This is a genomic window from Marinobacter manganoxydans MnI7-9 (assembly GCF_000235625.1).
Taxonomy (GTDB): domain Bacteria; phylum Pseudomonadota; class Gammaproteobacteria; order Pseudomonadales; family Oleiphilaceae; genus Marinobacter; species Marinobacter manganoxydans.
The window spans coordinates 104,939-125,891 of sequence record NZ_AGTR01000044.1; the positions used below are offsets into that span (position 1 = coordinate 104,939).

17 protein-coding genes are annotated in these 20,953 nt (G+C 59.4%); 10 read left to right on the forward strand and 7 right to left on the reverse strand.

Annotated features, from left to right (window positions below):
* Positions 1-156: 156 nt before the first annotated feature.
* The 3 genes from KYE_RS11590 (at position 157) to coaD (ending at position 3,245) form a co-directional block, all read left to right on the forward strand.
* Positions 157-795, forward strand: a complete 639-nt coding sequence (locus KYE_RS11590; RefSeq protein ID WP_008173490.1) for a hypothetical protein — start codon at positions 157-159, stop codon at positions 793-795.
* Positions 796-823: 28 nt separating this feature from the next.
* Positions 824-2,425 carry a GMC family oxidoreductase gene (locus KYE_RS11595; protein WP_008173492.1) on the forward strand — a complete coding sequence of 534 codons (1,602 nt, stop codon included), beginning with the start codon at positions 824-826 and terminating at the stop codon, positions 2,423-2,425.
* Positions 2,426-2,768: 343 nt separating this feature from the next.
* A complete protein-coding gene (gene coaD, locus KYE_RS11600; protein WP_008173494.1) occupies positions 2,769-3,245 on the forward strand; it encodes a pantetheine-phosphate adenylyltransferase in 477 nt (158 codons plus the stop codon).
* Positions 3,246-3,306: 61 nt separating this feature from the next.
* Here the strand turns inward: coaD and KYE_RS11605 are convergent, their stop codons facing one another.
* From KYE_RS11605 to KYE_RS11625, 5 genes are all read right to left on the reverse strand, one after another.
* The gene (locus KYE_RS11605; RefSeq protein ID WP_008173497.1) at positions 3,307-4,596 is read right to left on the reverse strand and encodes a DUF945 family protein; all 1,290 of its coding nucleotides are present in this window, start codon (positions 4,594-4,596) and stop codon (positions 3,307-3,309) included.
* A 22-nt stretch (positions 4,597-4,618) separates the two neighbouring features.
* Positions 4,619-6,760 carry a polyphosphate kinase 1 gene (gene ppk1, locus KYE_RS11610; RefSeq protein WP_008173499.1) on the reverse strand — a complete coding sequence of 714 codons (2,142 nt, stop codon included), beginning with the start codon at positions 6,758-6,760 and terminating at the stop codon, positions 4,619-4,621.
* A gap of 49 nt (positions 6,761-6,809) precedes the next feature.
* Positions 6,810-7,829, reverse strand: coding sequence for a porphobilinogen synthase (gene hemB, locus KYE_RS11615; RefSeq protein ID WP_008173501.1), 1,020 nt, complete (start codon positions 7,827-7,829; stop codon positions 6,810-6,812).
* Between the two features lie 141 nt (positions 7,830-7,970).
* The gene (locus KYE_RS11620) at positions 7,971-8,993 is read right to left on the reverse strand and encodes a lipase secretion chaperone (RefSeq protein ID WP_008173502.1); all 1,023 of its coding nucleotides are present in this window, start codon (positions 8,991-8,993) and stop codon (positions 7,971-7,973) included.
* Positions 8,994-9,150: 157 nt separating this feature from the next.
* Positions 9,151-9,372: a hypothetical protein gene (locus KYE_RS11625; RefSeq protein ID WP_008173503.1), complete on the reverse strand. Its 222-nt coding sequence runs from the start codon at positions 9,370-9,372 to the stop codon at positions 9,151-9,153.
* Between the two features lie 272 nt (positions 9,373-9,644).
* Between KYE_RS11625 and KYE_RS11630 the strand changes: the two genes are divergently transcribed.
* The 4 genes from KYE_RS11630 to panP all read left to right on the forward strand — a co-directional run bounded on the left by KYE_RS11630 (position 9,645) and on the right by panP (position 14,350).
* Positions 9,645-10,277 carry a TetR/AcrR family transcriptional regulator gene (locus KYE_RS11630; protein ID WP_008173505.1) on the forward strand — a complete coding sequence of 211 codons (633 nt, stop codon included), beginning with the start codon at positions 9,645-9,647 and terminating at the stop codon, positions 10,275-10,277.
* A gap of 2 nt (positions 10,278-10,279) precedes the next feature.
* Entirely contained in the window at positions 10,280-11,980 is a 1,701-nt protein-coding gene (locus KYE_RS11635) for an isovaleryl-CoA dehydrogenase (RefSeq protein WP_008173507.1), read from the forward strand.
* A gap of 161 nt (positions 11,981-12,141) precedes the next feature.
* Positions 12,142-12,486, forward strand: coding sequence for a DUF503 domain-containing protein (locus KYE_RS11640; RefSeq protein ID WP_039882000.1), 345 nt, complete (start codon positions 12,142-12,144; stop codon positions 12,484-12,486).
* Positions 12,487-12,673: 187 nt separating this feature from the next.
* On the forward strand, positions 12,674-14,350 hold the full coding sequence (gene panP / locus KYE_RS11645) for a pyridoxal-dependent aspartate 1-decarboxylase PanP (protein WP_008173510.1): 1,677 nt from the start codon (positions 12,674-12,676) through the stop codon (positions 14,348-14,350).
* A gap of 187 nt (positions 14,351-14,537) precedes the next feature.
* Here panP and KYE_RS11650 read toward each other — a convergent pair whose 3' ends face one another.
* Entirely contained in the window at positions 14,538-14,804 is a 267-nt protein-coding gene (locus KYE_RS11650; RefSeq protein WP_008173512.1) for a hypothetical protein, read from the reverse strand.
* An 89-nt stretch (positions 14,805-14,893) separates the two neighbouring features.
* Positions 14,894-16,453, reverse strand: coding sequence for an inorganic phosphate transporter (locus KYE_RS11655; protein ID WP_008173514.1), 1,560 nt, complete (start codon positions 16,451-16,453; stop codon positions 14,894-14,896).
* Between the two features lie 207 nt (positions 16,454-16,660).
* Here KYE_RS11655 and KYE_RS11660 point away from each other — a divergent pair, with 207 nt between their 5' ends.
* The 3 genes from KYE_RS11660 to KYE_RS11670 all read left to right on the forward strand — a co-directional run bounded on the left by KYE_RS11660 (position 16,661) and on the right by KYE_RS11670 (position 20,951).
* Positions 16,661-17,764 (forward strand): GGDEF domain-containing protein, encoded by a 1,104-nt coding sequence (locus tag KYE_RS11660; protein ID WP_008173516.1) that lies wholly within the window; start codon positions 16,661-16,663, stop codon positions 17,762-17,764.
* Between the two features lie 79 nt (positions 17,765-17,843).
* A complete protein-coding gene (locus KYE_RS11665; protein ID WP_008173520.1) occupies positions 17,844-18,290 on the forward strand; it encodes a flavodoxin in 447 nt (148 codons plus the stop codon).
* Positions 18,291-18,371: 81 nt separating this feature from the next.
* Positions 18,372-20,951, forward strand: coding sequence for an EAL domain-containing protein (locus tag KYE_RS11670; RefSeq protein ID WP_008173521.1), 2,580 nt, complete (start codon positions 18,372-18,374; stop codon positions 20,949-20,951).
* Positions 20,952-20,953 lie beyond the last annotated feature (2 nt).

The following is a 20,953-nucleotide window of genomic DNA, read 5'->3' on the forward strand; positions in this document are numbered from 1 at the left end:
GTCGCGGGCTGGTAGCCCCTTCCAAAACACGCCGTGAATACGTCCGTGTAGGCTTGAGCAAAACATCCCTGTTTTGCACAGTTTTGGAAGGGGCTACCAGCCCGCGACGATTCAGCATTTTCCCCGCTATCCAAAAACAATAACGAGAACACACCCATGCAGAAACAGATCCCTGATCCGTCAGGACACCCTCAATTTGCCGATCTCAACCGCCGAAGCTTTCTAAAAACCGGACTTGGCGGTGCCGTGTTTCTGGGCACCGTCAGCGTCACCGCCGGGCTTAGCGGATGCGCCACTCAGCCGGCGGGCCGGCTGAGTGCCGTTGGCACCCGGATGGACGCCAGCTACCAGTTCCGGTTTTTAAACGAGGATGACATTGCGCTGTTCGAGGCCTTGTTGCCCGCCATGATTGGGCCGGGTTTGCCAGAGCAGCCACAGGCCAGAAACCTGGCAATTGCCGGGACGATCGAGCGGATTGATGCCGGCATCCACAAGTTCGGACCAGCTAACCAGAAGGAACTGCGGCAACTGTTTGACCTGCTGAACTTCGGGCTCACCCGGGTGACCGTTGCCCGGGTCTGGTCCAGCTGGCCGAATGTGACAACGGCGGAAGCCGACGCGTTTCTGGAGCGCTGGCGCACCAGCCGTATCGGGCTGTTCAACAACGGCTACATTGCGCTGACCAAGATCAGCAACGTGGCGTTTTATGGCTATCGGGATTTCTGGCACCTGTCCGGCTATCCCGGACCACCGCAATACGCGGTCGACGCATTGCCACAATTCCAAAACGCCTGATTGCCAGCTGATCTGACGGAGCACAAACATGTCATTGACCGATCGTATTGCCCAGGGCCTGGAATCAGGCTGGAACGTCACCGATAGCGCCCTCCTGACGCAAAACCTGACCGCAGAAGCGGACGTTGTTGTTATCGGAACCGGCGCCGGTGGCGGCACCACCGCCGAGATTCTGGCCCGCAGCGGGTTGTCCGTGATACTCGTGGAGGAGGGCCGGCTTTACTATCAGAAAGACTTCAAGATGGACGAGCAGACCTCCTATGCCAACCTTTACCAGGAAGGCATGAGCCGGGTAACCCGGGACGGGGCAATCGCCATTTTGCAAGGCCGCTGCGTGGGCGGTTCCACCACGGTAAACTGGACTTCCAGTTTCCGGACACCGGCGCCCACGCTCAATTACTGGGCCGAGCAGTTTGGCCTGGACGAACTTCGGCCGGACGCCATGGCGCCCTGGTTCGATGGCCGGGAAGAACGCCACTCCATGGCCCCGTGGCAGGTCGACCCGAACGTCAACAACGACATCTTGCGCCAGGGCTGCGAAAAACTGGGTTACAGCTGGCAGATCATTCCCCGCAATGTGAAAGGCTGCTGGAACCTGGGCTATTGCGGCGTCGGCTGCCCGACCAACGCCAAACAGGGCGCCCTGATGACCACCATTCCGGGGGCGCTCGATAACAACGCCCGGCTGTTCCACAGCCTGCGCGCCGACCGCCTGGTAATGAACGAGGACAAGATCGACCACCTGGAAGCCTCTGCCTTTGCGGATGATGGCGTCACCCCGACCGGGATCAAGGTCACGCTCAAAGCCCGACACTTCGTGGTCGCCGCCAGCGCCATCGGCAGCCCCGGCCTGCTGCTCCGCTCCGACATCCCGGACCCGCACCAGCGGATCGGCAAGCGTTCGTTCATCCATCCGGTCAACGCCACCGTCGCCCAGATGCCTCAGCGCGTCGATCCGTTCTATGGCGCGCCCCAGTCCATCTACTCGGACGAATTCAACTTCCGAAACGGCGTCGACGGCCCGGTTGGTTACAAACTCGAGGTGCCACCGCTGCACCCGGGCATGTCCAGCGGCGTCATACCCGGCCACGGCGAAACCCAGATCAACAACATGGCCGGCCTGCCCCACATGCAGTCCGTCATCGCCCTGCTCCGGGACGGCTTCCACCCCGAAAGCCCCGGCGGCACAGTCTCCCTCCGCGACGACGGCAGTCCGGTACTGGACTACCCCGTCAGCGACTACCTCTGGAAGGGCATCCGCGAAGCCTTCCACACCATGGCCGAAATCCAGTTCGCCGCCGGTGCCGAAAAAGTCCGCCTGATGCACCTGGATTCCGACTGGTACACCAACTGGACCGACGCCAAAGCCGCCATCGACCAGCTCCCCATGGCACCCCACCGCGTCCGCCTGTTCACCGCCCACCAGATGGGCGGCTGCGCCATGGGAAGCAATCCGCAAAACTCGGTCGTCAACGGCTTTGGTGAACACCACCAGGTCAGCAACCTCAGCATCCACGATGCCTCGATCTTCCCCACCAGCATCGGGGCAAATCCGCAGCTGTCGGTTTACGCCCTGGCGGCACGGAACAGTACAAGGTTGGCTCAAAGACTCTCGCGAGCAGCCAGCTAGCATTGCGCGCAGATAACAGCCCCAGTTTCCTTCGGGGAGGCTCGCACGGGGATGAAAGGGCTGGCTGGAAGGGCTTGTCCGGGAATGTGAGAAGCCATGGATGGCTTCGCTCAAGCGCACATGGGTGAGACAAGCGATTATGAAGCGAAGCTTCATGCGCAGGCGAACGACAGCAATCTGTGATTGCTGGCCGGACCCCGAAGGGGTGCTTGTAGCGTTTCCCGGACAAGCCCTTCCAGTCGGCCCCACCACATAGCCGACATGCACGACCTGAAGCCCCGGACGCCTACAGAGTCTCCGAAAATGCTGCTATCCTTGGGCCTCGCAAAGAAAGGAGCTGCGCATGTCCAAAGTCATCTACCCGGGCACCTTCGATCCCATCACCAACGGCCACACCGACCTGATCGAACGGGCCGGCCGAATGTTTGATGAAATCGTCGTCGCCATCGCCTATAACCCCAAGAAACAGCCACTTCTCGATCTAGAAGAACGCTGCGAACTGGTCCGCCAGGCGACCGCGCATCTCCCCAATGTCAGCGTCACCGGATTCAGCAACCTGCTCGCCGATTTCGTCCGTGAACAGGGTGCCACCGTGATCCTCCGTGGACTCCGGGCGGTATCGGATTTCGAATACGAATTCCAGCTGGCCGACATGAACCGCCGTCTGGCTCCGGAAGTGGAAAGCGTTTTCCTGACACCGGCCAATCACCTGTCCTACATCTCCTCCACCCTGATCCGGGAAATCGCATCCCTGGGTGGCGATGTCTCGGAGTTTGTTGATCCGGCGGTAGAGGCTGCCCTGAAAAAGAAGTTCAGCTGAAGCTGAACTAACAAAAAAGCCCCGACCAGCGGGGCTTTTTTATGGCAATGAAGCAGCGGCGTCAAAGCAACGGCGGCAAAGGAATTTCCACACCGTTCACGTCCAGCACAAGATCTTTCATACTGGCATCAAGCACCAGACTGTCACCCTGCTCTACCAGCAGCCCCTGCTTTATCAGCGGTGCCAGCTGTAACCGGAATTCCGGGTATTCCTCCGCGAGCGCGACGGGCAGACTGAGATCCATTTTGCCGGTCAACTGCTGCATCACCATCAGCATTTCTGCTTTCTGATCCGCCGTCAGCTCCGGATGGGCGATCCGGGCGCTGCCTTCTATCACACCCTCCGGGGTGGTCACCGTCAGCTCTGGAAAACCAACCGAGAACCCGGCTGCTGCCAAATCCCGAACGGCGGCATTCACCTGCTGCATGGCGGCCATCTGCTGCTCAAACTGCTGGGGACCGCCAGAGGCCTGAGTGATAGCCAGCGCCTGCATGGATGAAAGGCTCTCGGTCAGGTTGCTCCAGGCCGCCACATCCAGCCCGGACAATGCGAACACCAGTCTCTGGGGACCATAACGCTCATCGGCCGTTGAAACGCCAGCGACCTCGAACGTCATTCGTGAATCCAGGCGCTCACCATCGTTGACCGGCTCGCTGCTGCTAAGAACCGAAATCCCCTGAAGCATGAAGGGGGCTTCCGCCGCCGGGGTCACAGCAACCGATTCCACCGCAATCTCGCCGGAGCCGGTCCAGACCTCACCGGTCAGATGACTCATGGTTTGCTCGAGGCGGAAGTCGCTGACCTGGATATCCAGGTCCGGACCGGACAGGGTTACTCCCGGCCAGACCATCAAGGCATCGGCCTGAGAACCGGCCTCACTGACCTCAATTCTTGCCAAGCCGCCACTTGAGGCCAGGGTCTCCCCGGTATCCGGGTCCGTCAGGGTCATCTGGGGCGCTTCGAGTTCGAGAACAGCGGTACCCCAGAGACGGGTTTCCAGGGTCAGCTTCGGCTCCTCACCGGAGAACCAGTCGCTATCGCCGGCGGCCCAGCCATCCTCGGGCTGGAAATCCATCAGGCTGCCGGTCACGCCATGGGTCACATTGGCCCGGTAGGCAAGCTTCTGGGATTCACCGGTTTCCGGATTGATCAGGTTCACCGAACCTCTGAAACGGGCCCCGAGAATACCTCTCTCATAGTTATCCGTTTCCATGCGAAGGAAGGGTTGTGCATCGTTCACCTCCGCTGTTGCCTGGTGCCACTGCTGCTCAGTTACGTATCCCACGACCCAGGGCAGGCCGCCCGCTACAGCCAGCACACCAGCGCCGGCAATCATCCATTTGGTGTTCAAACAACTTTCTCCAGTTCGGGAATCAGGTTTTTCCGGTCAGCCGTTCAAGCAACACCAATTGTGAGGCAAGGCGCTCTTCACCTTCTGCGGGCTGGTTCTGAATATAACTGCCGTCCGGTTGCAGTACCCAGGACTGGCAATTGTCGGCCAGGTAGGTATCCAGATCTTCTCTGACCCGGGCGGCAAGATCAGGATCGTCCAGGGGGAAAGCGGTTTCCACCCGGCTGAGCAGGTTCCGTTCCATACCATCGGCACTCGAACAGTACACATCCGGGCGGCCATTGTTGCCAAAGTAGTAGACACGGGTGTGCTCCAGGAAGCGGCCAATGATCGACCTCACCCGAATATTCTCCGAGAGGCCCGGCACCTCCGGGCGCAGGCAACAGATACCGCGGATAATCAGATCGATTTTCACACCCGCCTGGGAGGCCCGGTAAAGCGCCTTGATCAGCTGGATCTCGGTGAGCGCATTGAACTTGAAGATAATCCGGCCTTTCTCGCCATAGCCGGCCTCGCGTTCAATCAGGCTGAGCAGGCGCGAGTGCAGGGTGAATGGCGAGTGGAAAAGCTTCTTGATCTTCAGAGCCTTGCCCATGCCCGTCAGCTGCTGGAACAGCTTGTTGACGTCGTCGCCGATGGATTCGTCGCAGGTCATGAAGCTGTAGTCGGTATACAGACGGGCATTGCCCGCGTGGTAGTTACCGGTGCCCAGGTGGACATAACGGCGCAGCCGCCCTTCTTCACGACGGACAATCAGGATCATCTTGGCGTGGGTCTTGTAGCCGACCACGCCGTACACCACGATCACCCCGGCCTCCTGCAGCCGGCTGGCCAGCTCCAGGTTCTCGGCCTCGCTGAAACGGGCCCGCAGCTCGATGACGGCGGTCACCTCTTTACCACGGCGCGCGGCATCCGCCAGGGCTTCGACGATTTCCGAATCGGCGCCGGTACGGTAGAGGGTCTGTCGAATCGCCAGAACCTGGGGGTCCTTGGCGGCCTGGCGCAGCAGATCCACCACCGGGCTGAAATTCTCATAGGGATGCAGCAGCAGGATCGGACGCTTGCGGATGGCGTCGAACATCGATTCCTTGCTGCGGATCTGCTTGGGGATCGACGGCGAAAAGCCGGAATAGGTGAGGTCCGGCCGGTCCACCAGCCCACCGACCGCCATCAGCCGGGTCAGGTTGACCGGGCCATGCACCTGGTAAAGATCCCGCTCGGTCAGACCGAACTCCTTGAGCAGGAACTGCACCAGTTCTTCCGGGCAGTTGTCAGCAACCTCCAGGCGCACCCCGTCACCAAACCGGCGGCTAAGCAACTCACCACGCAGGGCCGAGGCAAGGTCCTCCAGGTCGTCCTCAAGCTCAAGGTCGGCGTTACGGGTCAGCCGGAACTGGTAGCAGCCTTTCACTTCCATGCCGGGGAAGAGTTCATCGGCATGGGCGTGGATCATGGACGACAGGAACACCAGGTTCTCGCCACCACTGCAGACATCATCGGGCAGCCGCACCAGACGCGGAAGCGAACGAGGAGCCGGCACAATCGCCATGCCGGTTTCCCGGCCGAAGGCGTCCTTGCCATCCAGTTCCACGATAAAGTTCAGGCTCTTGTTCACCAGGCGTGGAAACGGGTGGGAGGGATCCAACCCGATGGGGCTGACCACCGGCAGGATCTCCTCCTCGAAATAAGTGCGCACCCACTCCGCCTGCTCCGGCGTCCACTCCCGGCGCCGGACAAAGTGGATGTTCTGCTCTTCCATCTCGGGAATCAGAACATTGTTCAGTATGTCGTACTGCTCGCGGATGTACTCGTGAGCAACACGGCTGATTTCCGCCAGTGCCTGGTCCGGCATCATGCCATCGGCACCGATGGTTTCACGACCGTATTTCATCTGCTGCCGCAGACCGGCAACACGGATTTCGAAGAACTCATCCATGTTGCTGCTGAAGATGCAGCAGAAAATCAGACGGTTGATCAACGGGTGGGTCGTATCCAGCGCCTGCTTGAGTACCCGGTAATTGAACTGCAGCTGGCTCAGTTCGCGGTTAAAGTAGTTTTCATTGGCATCCAGGTTGATCTCCTCACCAACCGGGGGCACATCCACCGGCGCAGGCACACTCCGGTCATCCCCTGCCGTCTGATTCTTCGCCGTTTCCGTTGTCATGATTCCTCGATTCCAGTGTGTTCGCCACTGCTGGCGAATGATTTTGGCCTTATCCGCGCTGACGGTCCCGCATCAGTCGGGCCGCGCGCACGGCAAAGTAGGTCAGGATTCCGTCGGCCCCGGCTCTGCGCATGGCCATCAGGCTTTCCATCATCACCGCATCCCCGTCGAGCCAGCCGTTCTGGGCTGCGGCCATATGCATGGCGTATTCGCCACTGACCTGGTAAACAAATGTTGGTACCCGCAATTCCGTCTTCACCCGGTGCACGATATCGAGATACGGCATACCGGGCTTGATCATCACCATGTCTGCGCCTTCGGCCAGGTCCATCGAGACCTCATGCAATGCCTCGTCACCGTTGGCCGGATCCATCTGGTAGGTCGCCTTGTTACCCTTGCCGAGATTGGCGGCCGAGCCTACCGCATCACGGAAAGGCCCGTAATAGCTTGATGCGTACTTGGCAGAATAGGCCAGGATCCGTGTGTTCACATGGCCGCCGTTTTCCAGCGCTTCGCGAATGGCACCAATACGGCCATCCATCATGTCAGACGGTGCGACCACATCGGCGCCCGCATCGGCATGGGAGAGCGCCTGGTTGACCAGTGCCTCGACCGTCACGTCATTGAGGACATAACCGTCGTTATCGATGATGCCGTCCTGGCCATGGGTGGTGAACGGGTCCAGCGCCACGTCTGTAATCACTCCGAGTTCCGGGTGGGCCGACTTGAGGGCGCGAACCGCTCTCTGCGCCAGACCATCGGAATCCCAGGCTCCGGAGCCGGAGAGATTTTTCTTCTCGGCCGGAACTACCGGAAACAGGGCAATTGCCGGGATACCCAATTCGACCAGCTCCGCAGCCTGTTCAACCAGCAGATCAATGCTCAGGCGCTCCACTCCCGGCATTGAGGGCACCTGTTCCCGCTGGCCCTCACCCTCCAGCACGAATACCGGATAGATCAGGTTGTCCGGCGTGAGCTGGTTTTCCCGAACCAGGCGACGCGAGAAATCGCTGGCCCGGTTACGGCGTAAGCGGGTGGCAGGAAAAGTACGGGGAGTCGGAATCGGCACTGACAACCTCCTGGATGGCTGAACAAAAAGTCTGATGGACCGTCTCGGCATCCGCCGGGCGCCCTTTGCGCCATCATACACGGCCGGCGCCGCTGGTTGCAGACTCCCCTGGCAGGATAGGGCGATTAAATGACAGGTTAATTACCGTATCGAATCCAGCGCCTCGGCTCGAACCTGTTCGGTTTCATTGAAGTGGCTGGCCCTCAGACGCTCCAGCGCCTGTTGACGTTCCGGCTCGGCAAGCCCGGGGGACAATAGCCGGTCCCGCTCCTGTGAATAGACTTGCCAGCGGCGGTCCCAGTTCTTTTGTTCCTCCTCAAGGCGGGCCAGCCTGTCCGCCGCGGCTTCCCCAAAGGCCTCCTGACGCCAGGCCTCGAGCGCCCGGGGATCATCCGCCAGCTCCCGGCGCACCTGTTCATAGTCTGCAAACCGTCGGGTCTCCTCCCTGGCCTTGCGGAGCGGCTCCGGCAAGGCAGACTCGGCCTGGCGAAGAGCTTCTGCTTTCTGCTCATCGGTCAGGCTGTCATTGCTTGCGATCCTGAGTTTTTCGATCTGGAAGCGGTCGACTGCCTCATCGTCAGCAAAGAAAGCGGCGGCGGTATCGGCATCAAGCCAGGTCCGCCGCAGTGCCTGGATCTCTGCCATCCTTCGCTGCATCTCACCCGCGCCAAGCCCGGACACCTCACCATAGCTTTGTTCCAGCTCAGAAACCGCAAGTTTGTATTCCAGGTAGTTTCCAAGGGTTACCAGGGCCTGGGATCTCGCTGGCTCTTCCAGGCCCGACAGCGCCGCTTCAATGCGCGCCACCAACGCTTGCAGCGATTCCTCTCCCAGGGCTGACAGGAAATACTCGAACAGCTGTCGCAGATGCGGGGTCGGGACAAGATTGCCGAACCTGTCCGTTCGGGCCCAACCATCCGGGACCGAGGTGCCGGCCAGCGAGGCTGGCAACTGCTCGGGAACACGGACCGTGGAAGCGTTGTTTACCAGGTCGGAGGGCGCAGAAGAGGCCGCCCCCTTGTTCAGTGATTTCAGAGACTCATCAACAGGCGCCGATACGACCGGCTCACCCTCGGCAGCCGGATCTGTCGTCATCAGCCAGAAGCTGACAACAGCTGCTATGATCAGTAGCAAAACAAGGAAAAGATGGATTCGGCGCTTCATTACCACACAGGAGTCCAGATTACGGGTGACTGGCGATTTGCCCGGGCTAACGGCGCAAAATGATAATGAACGAGGATAAACGACGCTGACAGGTCATACCGAGACAGGGATCAAAAACGGAGCCGGGGCGAAGCGCCCCGGACTGCCGTCTGAACGTTCAGAGGGAGCGGTTGTTAAAACCCACTTCCACCTTGCGAGGTGTATCAGAACGGAAGGAGGTATCTACTTCCTGGATCCTTCCGCCCTGGCTCAGGAACGCTTCGATGTCTGCCTGCAACTGTGCGCGAACGCGGGCACGGCCGGCGATGGAATGGTTGTCGTCACTGTCGCTGGTCCAGCTTCCGGACTGCTCCAGGTTGCTTTCGTCGAATTCACTCATGATCTTTTCTCCATCAACGAAAACAGATGGTCGAGTGCTGCGACCCCGCAGGGAACCTCACTCCGTATCGACGAAAGACCGCCTGCGGCTTCGTCTTGGCGTCTTTATAATCTGCTTTTCGTGACCACGCTATTTATTGGCAACGACTTTTTTGTAAATTTTTGTAAATCACAACAAACAATTGAATTACATGCGAAAATTTTATATTCGTCTGTAGATCAAAAAATTGACAGAAAGAATGAATAGTGATTCACTGCTTATAGGGAGCCCGAATGGCCTATCGAGAAACGGAAAAAATGCGCCAGCGCAAGGCGGAGGCGCGCAAACGGATTGTGGACTGCACTTATCAGTGCGTGGCCGAAGGCGGTTTTCGAAGCGCGCGGGTTACCCGGATCGCCGGGCTGGCCGGCGTTGCCACAGGAACTATCTACCGGCACTTCGAGTCCAGAGAGGACCTGTTCGCCGAGATTTTCCGGCTGGCAACCCAGCGGGAGGTCGACAAGGTCGCCGAAGCTCTGGCCTCCGATGGCAACGCCGCCGAGCGGCTTGAGCGGGCACTCAGACAATTTGCCGAGCGGGCACTGAAAGGCCCGCAAATGGCCTGGTCACTGATCGCCGAGCCGGTGGACCCGAAAGTGGAAGAAGAACGACTGGCATACCGCAAGGCGTACGCCAACCTGTTCGAAAAAGCGATCCGCGAAGGCATTGAAGAAGGATGCATCCCGGATCAGGACGCTCGCCAAAGCAGCACCTGCCTGGTGGGCGCCATAGCGGAAAGCCTGGTTGGCCCCCTGTCACCGACACAGACCAGCCAGGCCACCAGCACAACAGAAGACAACAATGACCCGCTGGTCAATTCCATCATCTGCTTTTGTATGCAGGGGTTGACCGGCACCAGGAGGTAGCTATGAACGCGCGGCAGCCCGGGCCAGAGACGCCATCAAACGACCAGGAAGATCGCTACCTGGCCAGCACCCACGAGGTCTTCAACCAGCCACCGGCCCTGGAGAACTATAACCTGTTCGAACAGGACATTGCCCTGCAGGAAGCTGCCCTCCGGGAGGGCGCCGGTAAAGCTGCCGAGGACCTCAAGGCATTCGGAGCCCTGGCCGGGGCCGCGCAGACCATTGACCTGGGGTTTCGCGCCAACGCCAACAAACCGGTCTTCAACACCCATGACCGTTTCGGCCACCGCATCGACGAAGTGGACTTCCATCCGGCCTATCATGAGCTGATGCGGATTGCCTTCGACAATGGTCTCCACAGCAGCCCCTGGAGCCATCCAGGCCAGGGCGCGCATGTTGCCCGCGCAGCCAAGTACTACATGCACTCCCAGGTGGAGGCCGCCCACTGCTGCCCTGTAACCATGACCTTTGCCGCCATCCCGTCAATTCGCAAGCAGCCGGAACTGGCGGCCGACTGGGAAGCCAGGATCCTGGCCGACAGCTACGATCCCCGCAACCTGCCGGACAGCCAGAAAAGTTCCGTGACCATTGGCATGGCCATGACCGAGAAACAGGGTGGCAGCGACGTTCGCGCCAACAGCACCAGGGCCTACCCGATCGGCGCGGGAGGCCCGGGCCAGGCCTATGAGCTGGTGGGTCACAAATGGTTTGTCTCTGCTCCCATGTGCGACGCTTTCCTGGTACTGGCTCAGACACAGTCAGGACTGTCGTGCTTCCTGATGCCCCGCTGGCGCCCGGACGGCACCAAGAACCCCTGGCAGGTCCAGCGCCTCAAGAACAAAATGGGCAACGTTGCCAACGCCTCCAGCGAAGCCGAACTGCGCGGCGCCCTTGCATGGATGGTTGGCGAGGAAGGCCGCGGCGTGCCCACCATCATTGAAATGGTGGCCATGACCCGCTTCGACTGCATGATCGGCAGCTCCGCCGGCATGCGTCAGGCCATCGCCCAGGCCAGTCACCACTGCCGTCACCGCAGCGCCTTCGGTGCCCGCCTGATCGATCAGCCTCTGATGCAGAATGTTCTGGCCGACCTGGCCCTGGAAAGCGAAGCGGCACTGGCCTATACCATGCGCATCGCCCGCGCCCTGGACAACCAGGACAAAGAACACGAACGACTGCTGGCCCGCCTGGCCACACCGGTCGGCAAATACTGGATCTGCAAACGCACCCCGAACCATGCCTATGAGGCCATGGAATGCATCGGCGGCAGCGGCGTGATGGAAGACTGCATCATGCCCCGGCTGTTCCGGGAATCTCCCGTCAACGCCATCTGGGAAGGCAGTGGCAACGTTCAGTGCCTGGACACCCTGCGCGCCCTGCAAAAAGAGCCTGAAACCCTCGACGCCTTCTTCAAGGAAGCCGCTGAAGCCAAAGGCGCCGATCGCCGCTTCGACCAGTTCCTGGCGCAGCTGCAACACGACTTCGCCGACATCAGCGATTTCCAGTACCGCGCCCGAAACCTGGTCGATCGCATGGCCCTGGCCCTGCAGGGCTCCCTGCTGCTCCGCCACTCGGATGCCGCCGTCGCCGACGCCTTCTGCGCCTCGAGACTCGAGTCCAGTGGCGGCATGAACTACGGCAACCTGCCCTCGGGCACCGATCCGGCAGCCATTATCAAACGGGCAACGCCTGTAGTAGGCTAAGTTGCTATTGGAAGCCCACTGAGAACTCTGAGAGTCGATGGGGAATCCCCTCCCAAAAATGTGCGGAGCCATGGATGGCGGAGCCCAAGCGCCACAGGGATGTGCCGCAAGGAGCGTTTTTTGGGAGGGGATTTCTCATCGACTCCAGCACGGAATCAAAGATGTCAGAAGCCCTGAGAAAACTCCTGCGGGAAGGCCAAAAGCCCCAACAGCCGGTTATAACGCCCCACGTGGGCGTACTGACCCTGCACTTCCAGCTCTACGGCTGCGACGACCTCAAAGCCAAACGCAAAGTCTTCACCGCCCTGAAGGCCTTCTGGGGCAAAGAACCCGACCTCGCCGTCGCCGAAACCGCCGACCAGGAGGCTCTCGACTGCGCCACCTGGACCATCGCGGCCCTGGGCACCTCCTCACAGCAGATTACCCAGCGTCTGGACCAGATCGAAAAAGCCATCGAAGAACGCGTGGATGCTGCCATACTGGATATACACCGGGAAATACTCTGACCGTATAACCCCGAGGGCCGCGTGTGGCGTAACCTGTCGCCAGGCCGTATACTACGCCCCCTCAGGGATGCCAGTGCGCCTGCCAGCGGCAGGCGACCAGACATTAATGCCGGACAGCAATGCCGGCCGTATCCGCAGGGCATCCGGAACCGGCCCTTCGGATGACCACTGATTGTGAGTGGCGCCTATGACCGGAAAGAAAAAATCCGCCCAGGCCTCGGTAGAGGCCATGTATCGCGTATTCACGGTGCCCGAGGCGCCGGAATCGACGCTGAGCCGGATTGACCAGAACATCTCCCGCAATCTTGCAGGCTTTCTGCAGGAGCACATCGTTGCGGTAGAACGGGACCTCTCGGATGTGGAGAAAGACTTCTCCGACTACAGCATTCCCGAGAAGCCGGTCTTTGTGTCTGAACAGGCCCAGTTCCTGCTCGACAAACTGGTGGCCAACTCCGTTCACACCGCCTCACCAGCCTTTATCGGGCACATGACCTCAGCGCTGCCGTATTTCATGCTGCCGCTGTCGAAAATCATGATTGCCCTGAACCAGAACCTGGTCAAAACCGAAACCTCCAAGGCGTTTACACCCATGGAGCGCCAGGTGCTGGGCATGATTCACCGGCTGGTATACCAGGAAGACGGCGCCTTCTACCGCAAGTGGATGCACGACCCCCGTTACGCCCTGGGTGCCATGTGCTCTGGTGGCACAGTCGCCAACCTCACCGCCCTGTGGGTCGCCCGCAACCGGGCCTTCCCGGCCGAGGGTAGCTTCCGCGGACTGCACCAGGAAGGCCTGTTCCGGGCTCTGAAATACTACGGCTACGAAGGCGCCGCCATCGTCGTCTCGCGCCGCGGCCATTATTCCCTGCGCAAAGCCGCCGACGTACTCGGCCTGGGCCGGGAATCCCTGATTCCCGTGGATACCGACGACGAAAACCGCATCAACACCGATGCCCTGCGGGACAAGTGCCTGGAACTGCAGCGCCAGAAAATCAAAGTCATGGCCATCTGCGGCGTGGCCGGCACCACCGAAACCGGCAACGTCGACCCTCTGGACGCCATGGCCGACATCGCCCGCGAATTCGGCGCCCACTTCCACGTGGACGCCGCCTGGGGCGGGCCCACGCTGTTCTCCCGCACCTACAAACACCTGCTGCGCGGTATCGAGAAGGCAGATTCCGTCACTTTCGACGCCCACAAACAGCTCTACGTCCCCATGGGCGTGGGCCTGGTGGTCTTCCGCGACCCGAGCCTCGCCAGCGCCGTGGAACACCACGCCCAGTACATCATCCGTAAAGGCTCCCGGGACCTGGGCAGCACCACCCTCGAGGGCTCACGGCCCGGCATGTCCATGCTGATCCACTCCGGCCTGAAAATCCTGGCCCGGGAAGGCTACGAGATCCTGATCGACCAGGGTATCGACAAGGCCAAGACCTTCGCGGAAATGATCGAAGCAGAACCGGATTTCGAACTGGTCACGAGACCGGAACTGAACATCCTGACCTACCGCTACTGCCCGGAAAACGTCCAGGAAGCCCTCGCCTGCGCCGACCCGCTGCAGGCGGAAAAGCTCAACACCTGTCTGAACCGGATTACCAAGTTCATCCAGAAAACCCAGCGGGAACGGGGCAAGGCGTTCGTGTCACGTACCCGACTGGAGCCGGCCCGTTACTACAACTTCCCGTGCATCGTGTTCCGGGTGGTACTGGCCAACCCTCTGACGACCAAAGAAATCCTGGCCGACATCCTTTCGGAACAGAGAGAGTTATCACGGGATGAGGGCATAGAGGATGAGATCAGCATCCTGCACCAGATGGCGGATGCGGTATTGAAGCAGGCGACGCCGAACGCGAGACAGGCCTGAAGAGTCCAGAAGACTTAGCCATGGCGATTTTAGGCAACAACCATGGCTCAGTTGAGCCGGGCGGGGGATGGTTCAAAAACTGTGCGGAGCCAGGGATGGCGGAGCCAAGCGTACAGGGACGTATTCACAGCGTGTTTTTGAACCATCCCCCGCCCGGCTCGCTTCTCCCAAGCCTGCAGACAAGGCCTTAGTACAGGGCCTCTTCATCATCCAGAACATCATGGATGATATCCAGGAACATCTTATCCGCCTCACTCCAGTTCTCGGGAATCCGGATATTGGTGCTGGCACTGATTTCCTGCGCAATCAGCTCCTCGGCATTCGGCTGACCCCGGTGCTTGCGAGCAATCTCCATGGACTTGACGGCAATGGTCGGGTCGCTCAAAACCTTCTTGATGAAGGTCCTCAGCTCATTAATCATCTTCGCCTGACGGCCTTCAACGGATGAACTCATACTTCACTCCACGGACAAATAGGCTTGAGGGGTGAAACACCCCTTTTTACAGATAGTATGACCAAACTCGGTTTATACAACCAGCCCGGTCAGATCAACAAGCCTCGCAGGGTGAAGAACAGAATCGCTGCCATAATGGCCGATGCCGGTACGGTGATGATCCAGGCTGCGGCAATGCGCACCAGATGCGAACGCTTCACCAGCTCTTCCCGGTAGATCTTCTTCAGGCGTTTACGCTCGGACTTGGACAGAGGGACCTGCTTTTTCTTCTTGGCCCGCTTGAGCAGGTTCTCCATCTCCTCAACCGACGCATTGCGGAAATCATCCAGGAACGGCTTCAGACGCTCCTGCTCGGCAGGATCATGGTGCTCCATGATCTTGTGCAGCTGGGTTGCGTAGTTGGACTTCAGGTACTCCCGAAGGAAGCCAACGCCGAACACGCCACCAATCGCGATATGGGTGGAGCTAACAGGCAGGCCAAGCTGAGACGCAAGGATCACCGTGAGCGCTGCCGAAAGCGCGATGCAGAACGCCCTGGTCTTATCCAGTTCGGTGATTTCGCTGCCGACGGTCTTGATCAGGCGTGGGCCGAACAGCATCAGGCCAACGGCCAGACCCAGGGCACCCACCATCATGACCCACAGGGGAATATTCGCTGACATAACCACCGAATCAGCCGAGAGGGCATCGTTAATGGCAGCGAGCGGACCAATGGCGTTCGCCACGTCGTTGGCGCCGTGGGCGAAACTCAGCAGCGCCGCGGCAAAAATCAGCGGCCAGGTGAACAGGGCGTTTACCCCGGCGGAGCTGTTTTCCATGGTCGAGGCCATGCGACCCACCAGGGTACGCATGACAAAGAACACCACGGCGGCGGCAGCGAGGCCGATCAGAGTCGCTTCCATAAAATCGACTTTGACGATTTTCTTGACGCCCTTGATCATCAGATAGGTGCCGAAAGCCCAGGCCATAATTGCGACCAGCCAGGGCACGAACGTGCGGGCGGCCGGAATGACCTCCTTGCGATAAAGCACGGTCTTCTTGATCGCGAACAGGAACAGGGCCGCCAGCGCACCACCAAGAACCGGGGAAATCACCCAGCTGGCGGCAATCTTGCCCATCACCGCCCAGTCAGCGATACCCCAGCCGCCGGCAGCGATACCGGCGCCGAGAACACCACCAACGATGGAATGCGTCGTGGAGACAGGGGCTCCCATCCAGGTGGCCAGGTTCAACCAGAGCGCACCCGCCAGCAAGGCTGCGGTCATCAACCAGACAAAAGCCCGGCCTTCTTCAAGGCTCGAGGGATCGATGATGCCGCCCTTGATGGTGGAAACCACGTCACCGCCGGCAATGATTGCGCCGCTTGCTTCAAAAATGGCGGCAATCACCACGGCCGCACCCAGGGACAGGGCCCCGGAACCAACAGCAGGCCCTACGTTGTTGGCAACGTCGTTGGCGCCGATATTGATCGCCATGTAACCGCCAATGACCGCAGCGGCCATCAGCAGCATGTTGTTAGGCATTCCCTGACTGAAAGATCCGACAGTCAGCCACACGCCAAGTAGGAAAAGCAGGCTGATGCCGACCCTGTATCGTTCCGTGGTAGGGCTGGTGAGAAGGGTATCCAGTAATCCGCTCGAACGGGCCATAACAGCTCAGGTCTCGTTTAGTCTGTGGGGATTGGGAGCGAGCTCTGTCGCGCGGCAACTATAAAATTTTTGACATGAAAATGAAATAAAACGGTCACATTTCACACAAAGTAAACACATCACAGACGGAACTGCAAAAATTCACTAAATTGACCCATAATTCCGGCGAATAGCGTCAAAATTATAAAAATAGCAAACAAGGTCTCCATGCCCCATCCAACTTCCTCCGGGCAGCTCGCTGCCGGCGAACGGGAAGATGCCCAGGTCTCGCGACTTCTGACCTGGCTGTCTGCAACCGCCATTGGTTTCCTGATTGGCATCGGCGCCAAGGCCTGGTTCGCCGGGCACTCGACCCATGCCTGGGTGCTCTGGTCTTTTATCGGCCTGATTGCCCTGAACATGCTTTACTTCGCCAGCACCGGAAACCGTGCCCTCCAGAAAGCAGGGATGATCGTGATTGTGGGGCTGCTTTTCACCTACCTGATCGCCTCCGGCGGCGAGAGCAACACCGGGCCACTCTGGTTTTATGTCTTCCCCCCTCTCCTGTTTTATCTGACCGATCTCAAAACCGGCACGGCGGTTCTGCTTTTCTGCTACCTCGTTGCCGTCGTGGTGTTCCAGTTTCCCGGGCTTCCTCTGGTCTCCGCGGAATACAGCATGGATTTCAAGATCCGGTTTTTCGCAGCCCTGACCTTCGAATCCATTTTCTGTTTCGTGCTTGAAGCCAGCCGCCTGAAGGCACGCAATGAACTTCTCACCCTCGCCGAAACCCATGAGCATGCAGCACGAACCGACGAACTCACCGGGCTGGCCAACCGGCGCGAAATGCAGAACCGCCTGGCGATGGAGTTTTCCCGTTACCAGCGTTCCGGCCACCATTTCTCCATTGCCCTGATCGATCTGGACCTGTTTAAACAGATCAACGACCAGTTCGGCCACGATGCCGGTGATGACGTCCTGCGCGAGTTCGCCGGACTGATAAGAACGGTGATCCGGCAGGCGGATGTCGCAGCCCGGTGGGGCGGTGAGGAATTTCTGGTGTTGTTGCCGGATACCTCCCTGTTGCAGGCGCTGACCCTGGCAGAGCGGTTGCGTTCTGACGTGTCCAGGCATGCGTTCCGGTTCAGGGATCAGGCATTGCCGGTGACCATCAGTGCCGGCGTCTGCTCCATTGCCAAGGCCCGCTCACTGGACGATCTGCTCAAGCAGGCCGACCTGCATCTCTACAATGCCAAGGAATCCGGACGTAACCGGATAGCGCCCCGGGTCCGAAGCCAGGAAACCGACTCTTCGCCCTCGCCGTCTCCTTGAGGCGGCAAAGCACTCCCGCTATGATCGTGCGCCACCGAACGACCGTAAGGTCATTCCTCAGGCGACGAATGGATAACCTATGACATCAATCAGAATCCTGGTGGGCAGCGTCTATGGCGGCGCGCTCCTGACGGCCAGAACGCTCAAGAAAGAGCTTGAGGGGGAAGGTCACCACGTGACCGTGTTGGAAAATCCGGCACTGGATGACATCACGTCGAACAACGATGCGCTACTGGTATGCACATCGACAACCGGACAGGGCGAGCTTCCGGCCAATCTGCTGCCCTTCTACCTGGACCTGAGGGACCAGTTGCCACAACAACCCGGCCGGCCGTTTGGCATCATCGTCCTGGGTGACAGCTCCTACGGAGATACTTTCTGTGGCGCTGGCGACCTCATGGAGGAAGCGCTTTACGAAACCGCTGCCCGTAAGGTTGGTGACACGCTTCGGATTGATGCCCTGGAAACCATGGAACCGGAGGCCGAAGCGCTGCCCTGGGTCCGGGGGTGGCTGGAGCAGATCTGAGACACGGCTACAAAAATTTGCCAATCAGGCTCTGCCAGCGACTTGAGCCGCCAAAGACGACACGCCATACTCCCAGAGACAATGACAATTAAGCGGTACGACGTGGCATCCACCCTCTGGCTTCGTTTACTGATAACACTTTTGCTGTTATCCGGCCTGTCCGCCCCATCCTTCGGGGCCGAGGATTCCTATGTTCCGCAAATCGAGTACCTGCGCGTTGCCCCCGACAACAAGCTGACGGTCAGTGAAGCCCTGGCCTCCGACAGCTGGCAAACTCTCGAGGAAAAAAGTCCGAATTTTGGCTATATCCGCGATACCGTCTGGCTTCGGTTTCCGGTATCGCAGCCGGCGACCATCAACCTTCTTGAAGTTCGCTACTCGCAATTGGATAAAGTGACCTTCCACCTGATTGAGAACGGCCGAATCGCACGGCGGGTGGAGACCGGAGACCACGTTCCGTTTGAACAGCGCCCGATACTGCACCGCCATTTCCTGTTCCCCTTCGAGCAAAGCATAGCCAGCGAGTACCAGATTCTGCTGGAGGTGCGCACCGAGGGGGCCATGCAGATTCCGGTTCGTCTCTGGAACGCCCAGGCGTTCTTCGAGCATTCTTCCACCGAAGACCAGATGCACGCGCTTTACTACGGCATCCTGATCACGGTGATTTTCTTCAACCTGTTTATTTTTGCCGCGCTACGAGAGCCGGTATACCTGCTCTACGTGCTCTCGACACTCGGCTATCTATTACTTATCGGAAGCCTGAATGGCTCAACTTATCAGTTTCTCTGGCCTGACAGCCCTGCCCTACAGAATCAGATCATGTTGCTGGCTGTGCCTTTCTCTCTTTTCTTCACCCTGGTGTTCTCCCGCTCATTCCTGAAACTTGAACACACCGGGCCTGTTCTGAACCGGCTCGTACTGTTCATGATCTCACTGAATGCAGTGGTTGGTCTGATGACATTCTTTCTGGACTACAGCACGGGCAGCCGACTGACCGTGGCCCTGGCAATACCCAGCTGCCTTTTGCTCACTGTTCTGGGGCCCGTGCAATGGTGGAAGGGGAACCCGCAAGCCGGTTATTACACGGTGGCCTGGGCGGCACTGACGCTGGGCAGTGCAATAACCGCGGCCAACAAGTACGGCTTGCTGCCCAACAATTTTGTGACCACCTACGGCATGCAGATCGGATCAGCACTGGAAGCCATTCTGCTCACCCTGGCCCTGGCGGCGCGGCTTTACCAGGAACGGCAGGACAAGGTGGACGCCCGGGAAGCCGAACTGAATGCCCTGGCGGCACGGCGGTCAGCAGAGCTGAAGCTGATGGATCATGCGCTGCACAATCCGCTCACCGGACTTCCCAATCGGGGCAGCCTGGAGATGATGCTGAACGACCTGATGCTGCGCAGCCCCGAGCGACGCTATGGCGTGGCCGTCATCCACCTGAACAACCTGCAGTCGGTCACCAAAACCCTCGGGCACCGCAACAGTGACCGGATTCTGGAACTGGCGTCCAAGCACTACAACGCCGTGGCGCGAGAACTGCCGGGCGCGATGGCGGTGGAACAGAGCGACCAGCGTAATTTCTACCTGGCATCACTGGATCCTCAGACATTCGCGTTTATTGTCGACGCCGATGCCACAGGCTCCGTGCCAAGGGCGATTCTCAAGGCCCTGGAAGGCATACGCTACCCGATTGACTATCTGGGCATGCAGATTCCCCTGGACCCCAGGCTTGGGGTGGCAATCTTCCCGGAGCATGGTACGGATGCCAACACCCTGATACGCCGTGCGGTGATCGCCGAAGGATCGGATTCTGCGCGGGAGCGGGGTCTTGCCTATTACAAGTCCAAGAAAGACTCCTACAGCGCCGACCGGCTAACCATGGTGTCGGAGCTTCGACATGCCCTCAACACCAACGAGCTCGCTCTGTTCATGCAACCCAAGCAGAGCCTGAAAACGGGTCGAATCGTCGGAATTGAGGTTCTGATCCGGTGGCCCGGCCGGGCAACCCCCATCCGCGCCGATGAGATTGTCAGTCTGGCGGAACAGACCGGTCTAATTAAACCTCTGACCCGGTGGGTCATTGAGCAATCACTGGAATTGCGCTCACACTTACTGGAGCGCGGCTGGCCCCTGAACATATCCATCAATATTTCGCCCAACAACCTGCGGGAACCGGACTTTCCCATCTTTGTTCAGCGTCTGATGAACAGCTATCACAGCCATCAGGGCTCGATTATTTTCGAGGTAACGGAAACGTCCATGATGCAGGACCCGGGCAACTCCCTGCGAGCGCTGAACTCACTCAGCGCCACCGGCATTCCGGTTTCGATCGATGACTTTGGGTCCGGCTACTCTTCACTGTCCTACATCAAGCAGCTACCTGCGAGCGAGGTCAAAATCGATCGGTCGCTGGTCACCGAGCTGAACACCGAGGCGGAGGACCGCGTGATCGTCCAGACCACGATAGACATGTGCCATAGCCTCGGCTACCAGGTGGTGGCCGAAGGCGTCGAGGATGAGGTCACCGCCAATCTGCTCAGGGACATGGGTTGCGACATGATCCAGGGCTACCTGCTGACACCGCCACTGCCCTTCGACGAAATGATGGATTGGCTTGATAAGAATCACCAGCAGCCGGACCATCGCAAACTGGGCTAGCC

Bases quoted from the DNA above. Each gene is read 5' to 3' on its own strand.
- KYE_RS11670 (WP_008173521.1), top strand. From the start codon at position 18,372: ATGACAATTAAGCGGTACGACGTGGCATCCACCCTCTGGCTTCGTTTA.
- KYE_RS11590 (WP_008173490.1), top strand. From the start codon at position 157: ATGCAGAAACAGATCCCTGATCCGTCAGGACACCCTCAATTTGCCGAT.
- KYE_RS11620 (WP_008173502.1), bottom strand. From the start codon at position 8,993: ATGAAGCGCCGAATCCATCTTTTCCTTGTTTTGCTACTGATCATAGCA.
- KYE_RS11635 (WP_008173507.1), top strand. From the start codon at position 10,280: ATGAACGCGCGGCAGCCCGGGCCAGAGACGCCATCAAACGACCAGGAA.
- KYE_RS11640 (WP_039882000.1), top strand. From the start codon at position 12,142: ATGTCAGAAGCCCTGAGAAAACTCCTGCGGGAAGGCCAAAAGCCCCAA.
- KYE_RS11595 (WP_008173492.1), top strand. From the start codon at position 824: ATGTCATTGACCGATCGTATTGCCCAGGGCCTGGAATCAGGCTGGAAC.
- panP (WP_008173510.1), top strand. From the start codon at position 12,674: ATGACCGGAAAGAAAAAATCCGCCCAGGCCTCGGTAGAGGCCATGTAT.
- KYE_RS11630 (WP_008173505.1), top strand. From the start codon at position 9,645: ATGGCCTATCGAGAAACGGAAAAAATGCGCCAGCGCAAGGCGGAGGCG.
- KYE_RS11655 (WP_008173514.1), bottom strand. From the start codon at position 16,453: ATGGCCCGTTCGAGCGGATTACTGGATACCCTTCTCACCAGCCCTACC.
- KYE_RS11650 (WP_008173512.1), bottom strand. From the start codon at position 14,804: ATGAGTTCATCCGTTGAAGGCCGTCAGGCGAAGATGATTAATGAGCTG.
- KYE_RS11660 (WP_008173516.1), top strand. From the start codon at position 16,661: ATGCCCCATCCAACTTCCTCCGGGCAGCTCGCTGCCGGCGAACGGGAA.
- KYE_RS11625 (WP_008173503.1), bottom strand. From the start codon at position 9,372: ATGAGTGAATTCGACGAAAGCAACCTGGAGCAGTCCGGAAGCTGGACC.
- ppk1 (WP_008173499.1), bottom strand. From the start codon at position 6,760: ATGACAACGGAAACGGCGAAGAATCAGACGGCAGGGGATGACCGGAGT.
- KYE_RS11665 (WP_008173520.1), top strand. From the start codon at position 17,844: ATGACATCAATCAGAATCCTGGTGGGCAGCGTCTATGGCGGCGCGCTC.
- coaD (WP_008173494.1), top strand. From the start codon at position 2,769: ATGTCCAAAGTCATCTACCCGGGCACCTTCGATCCCATCACCAACGGC.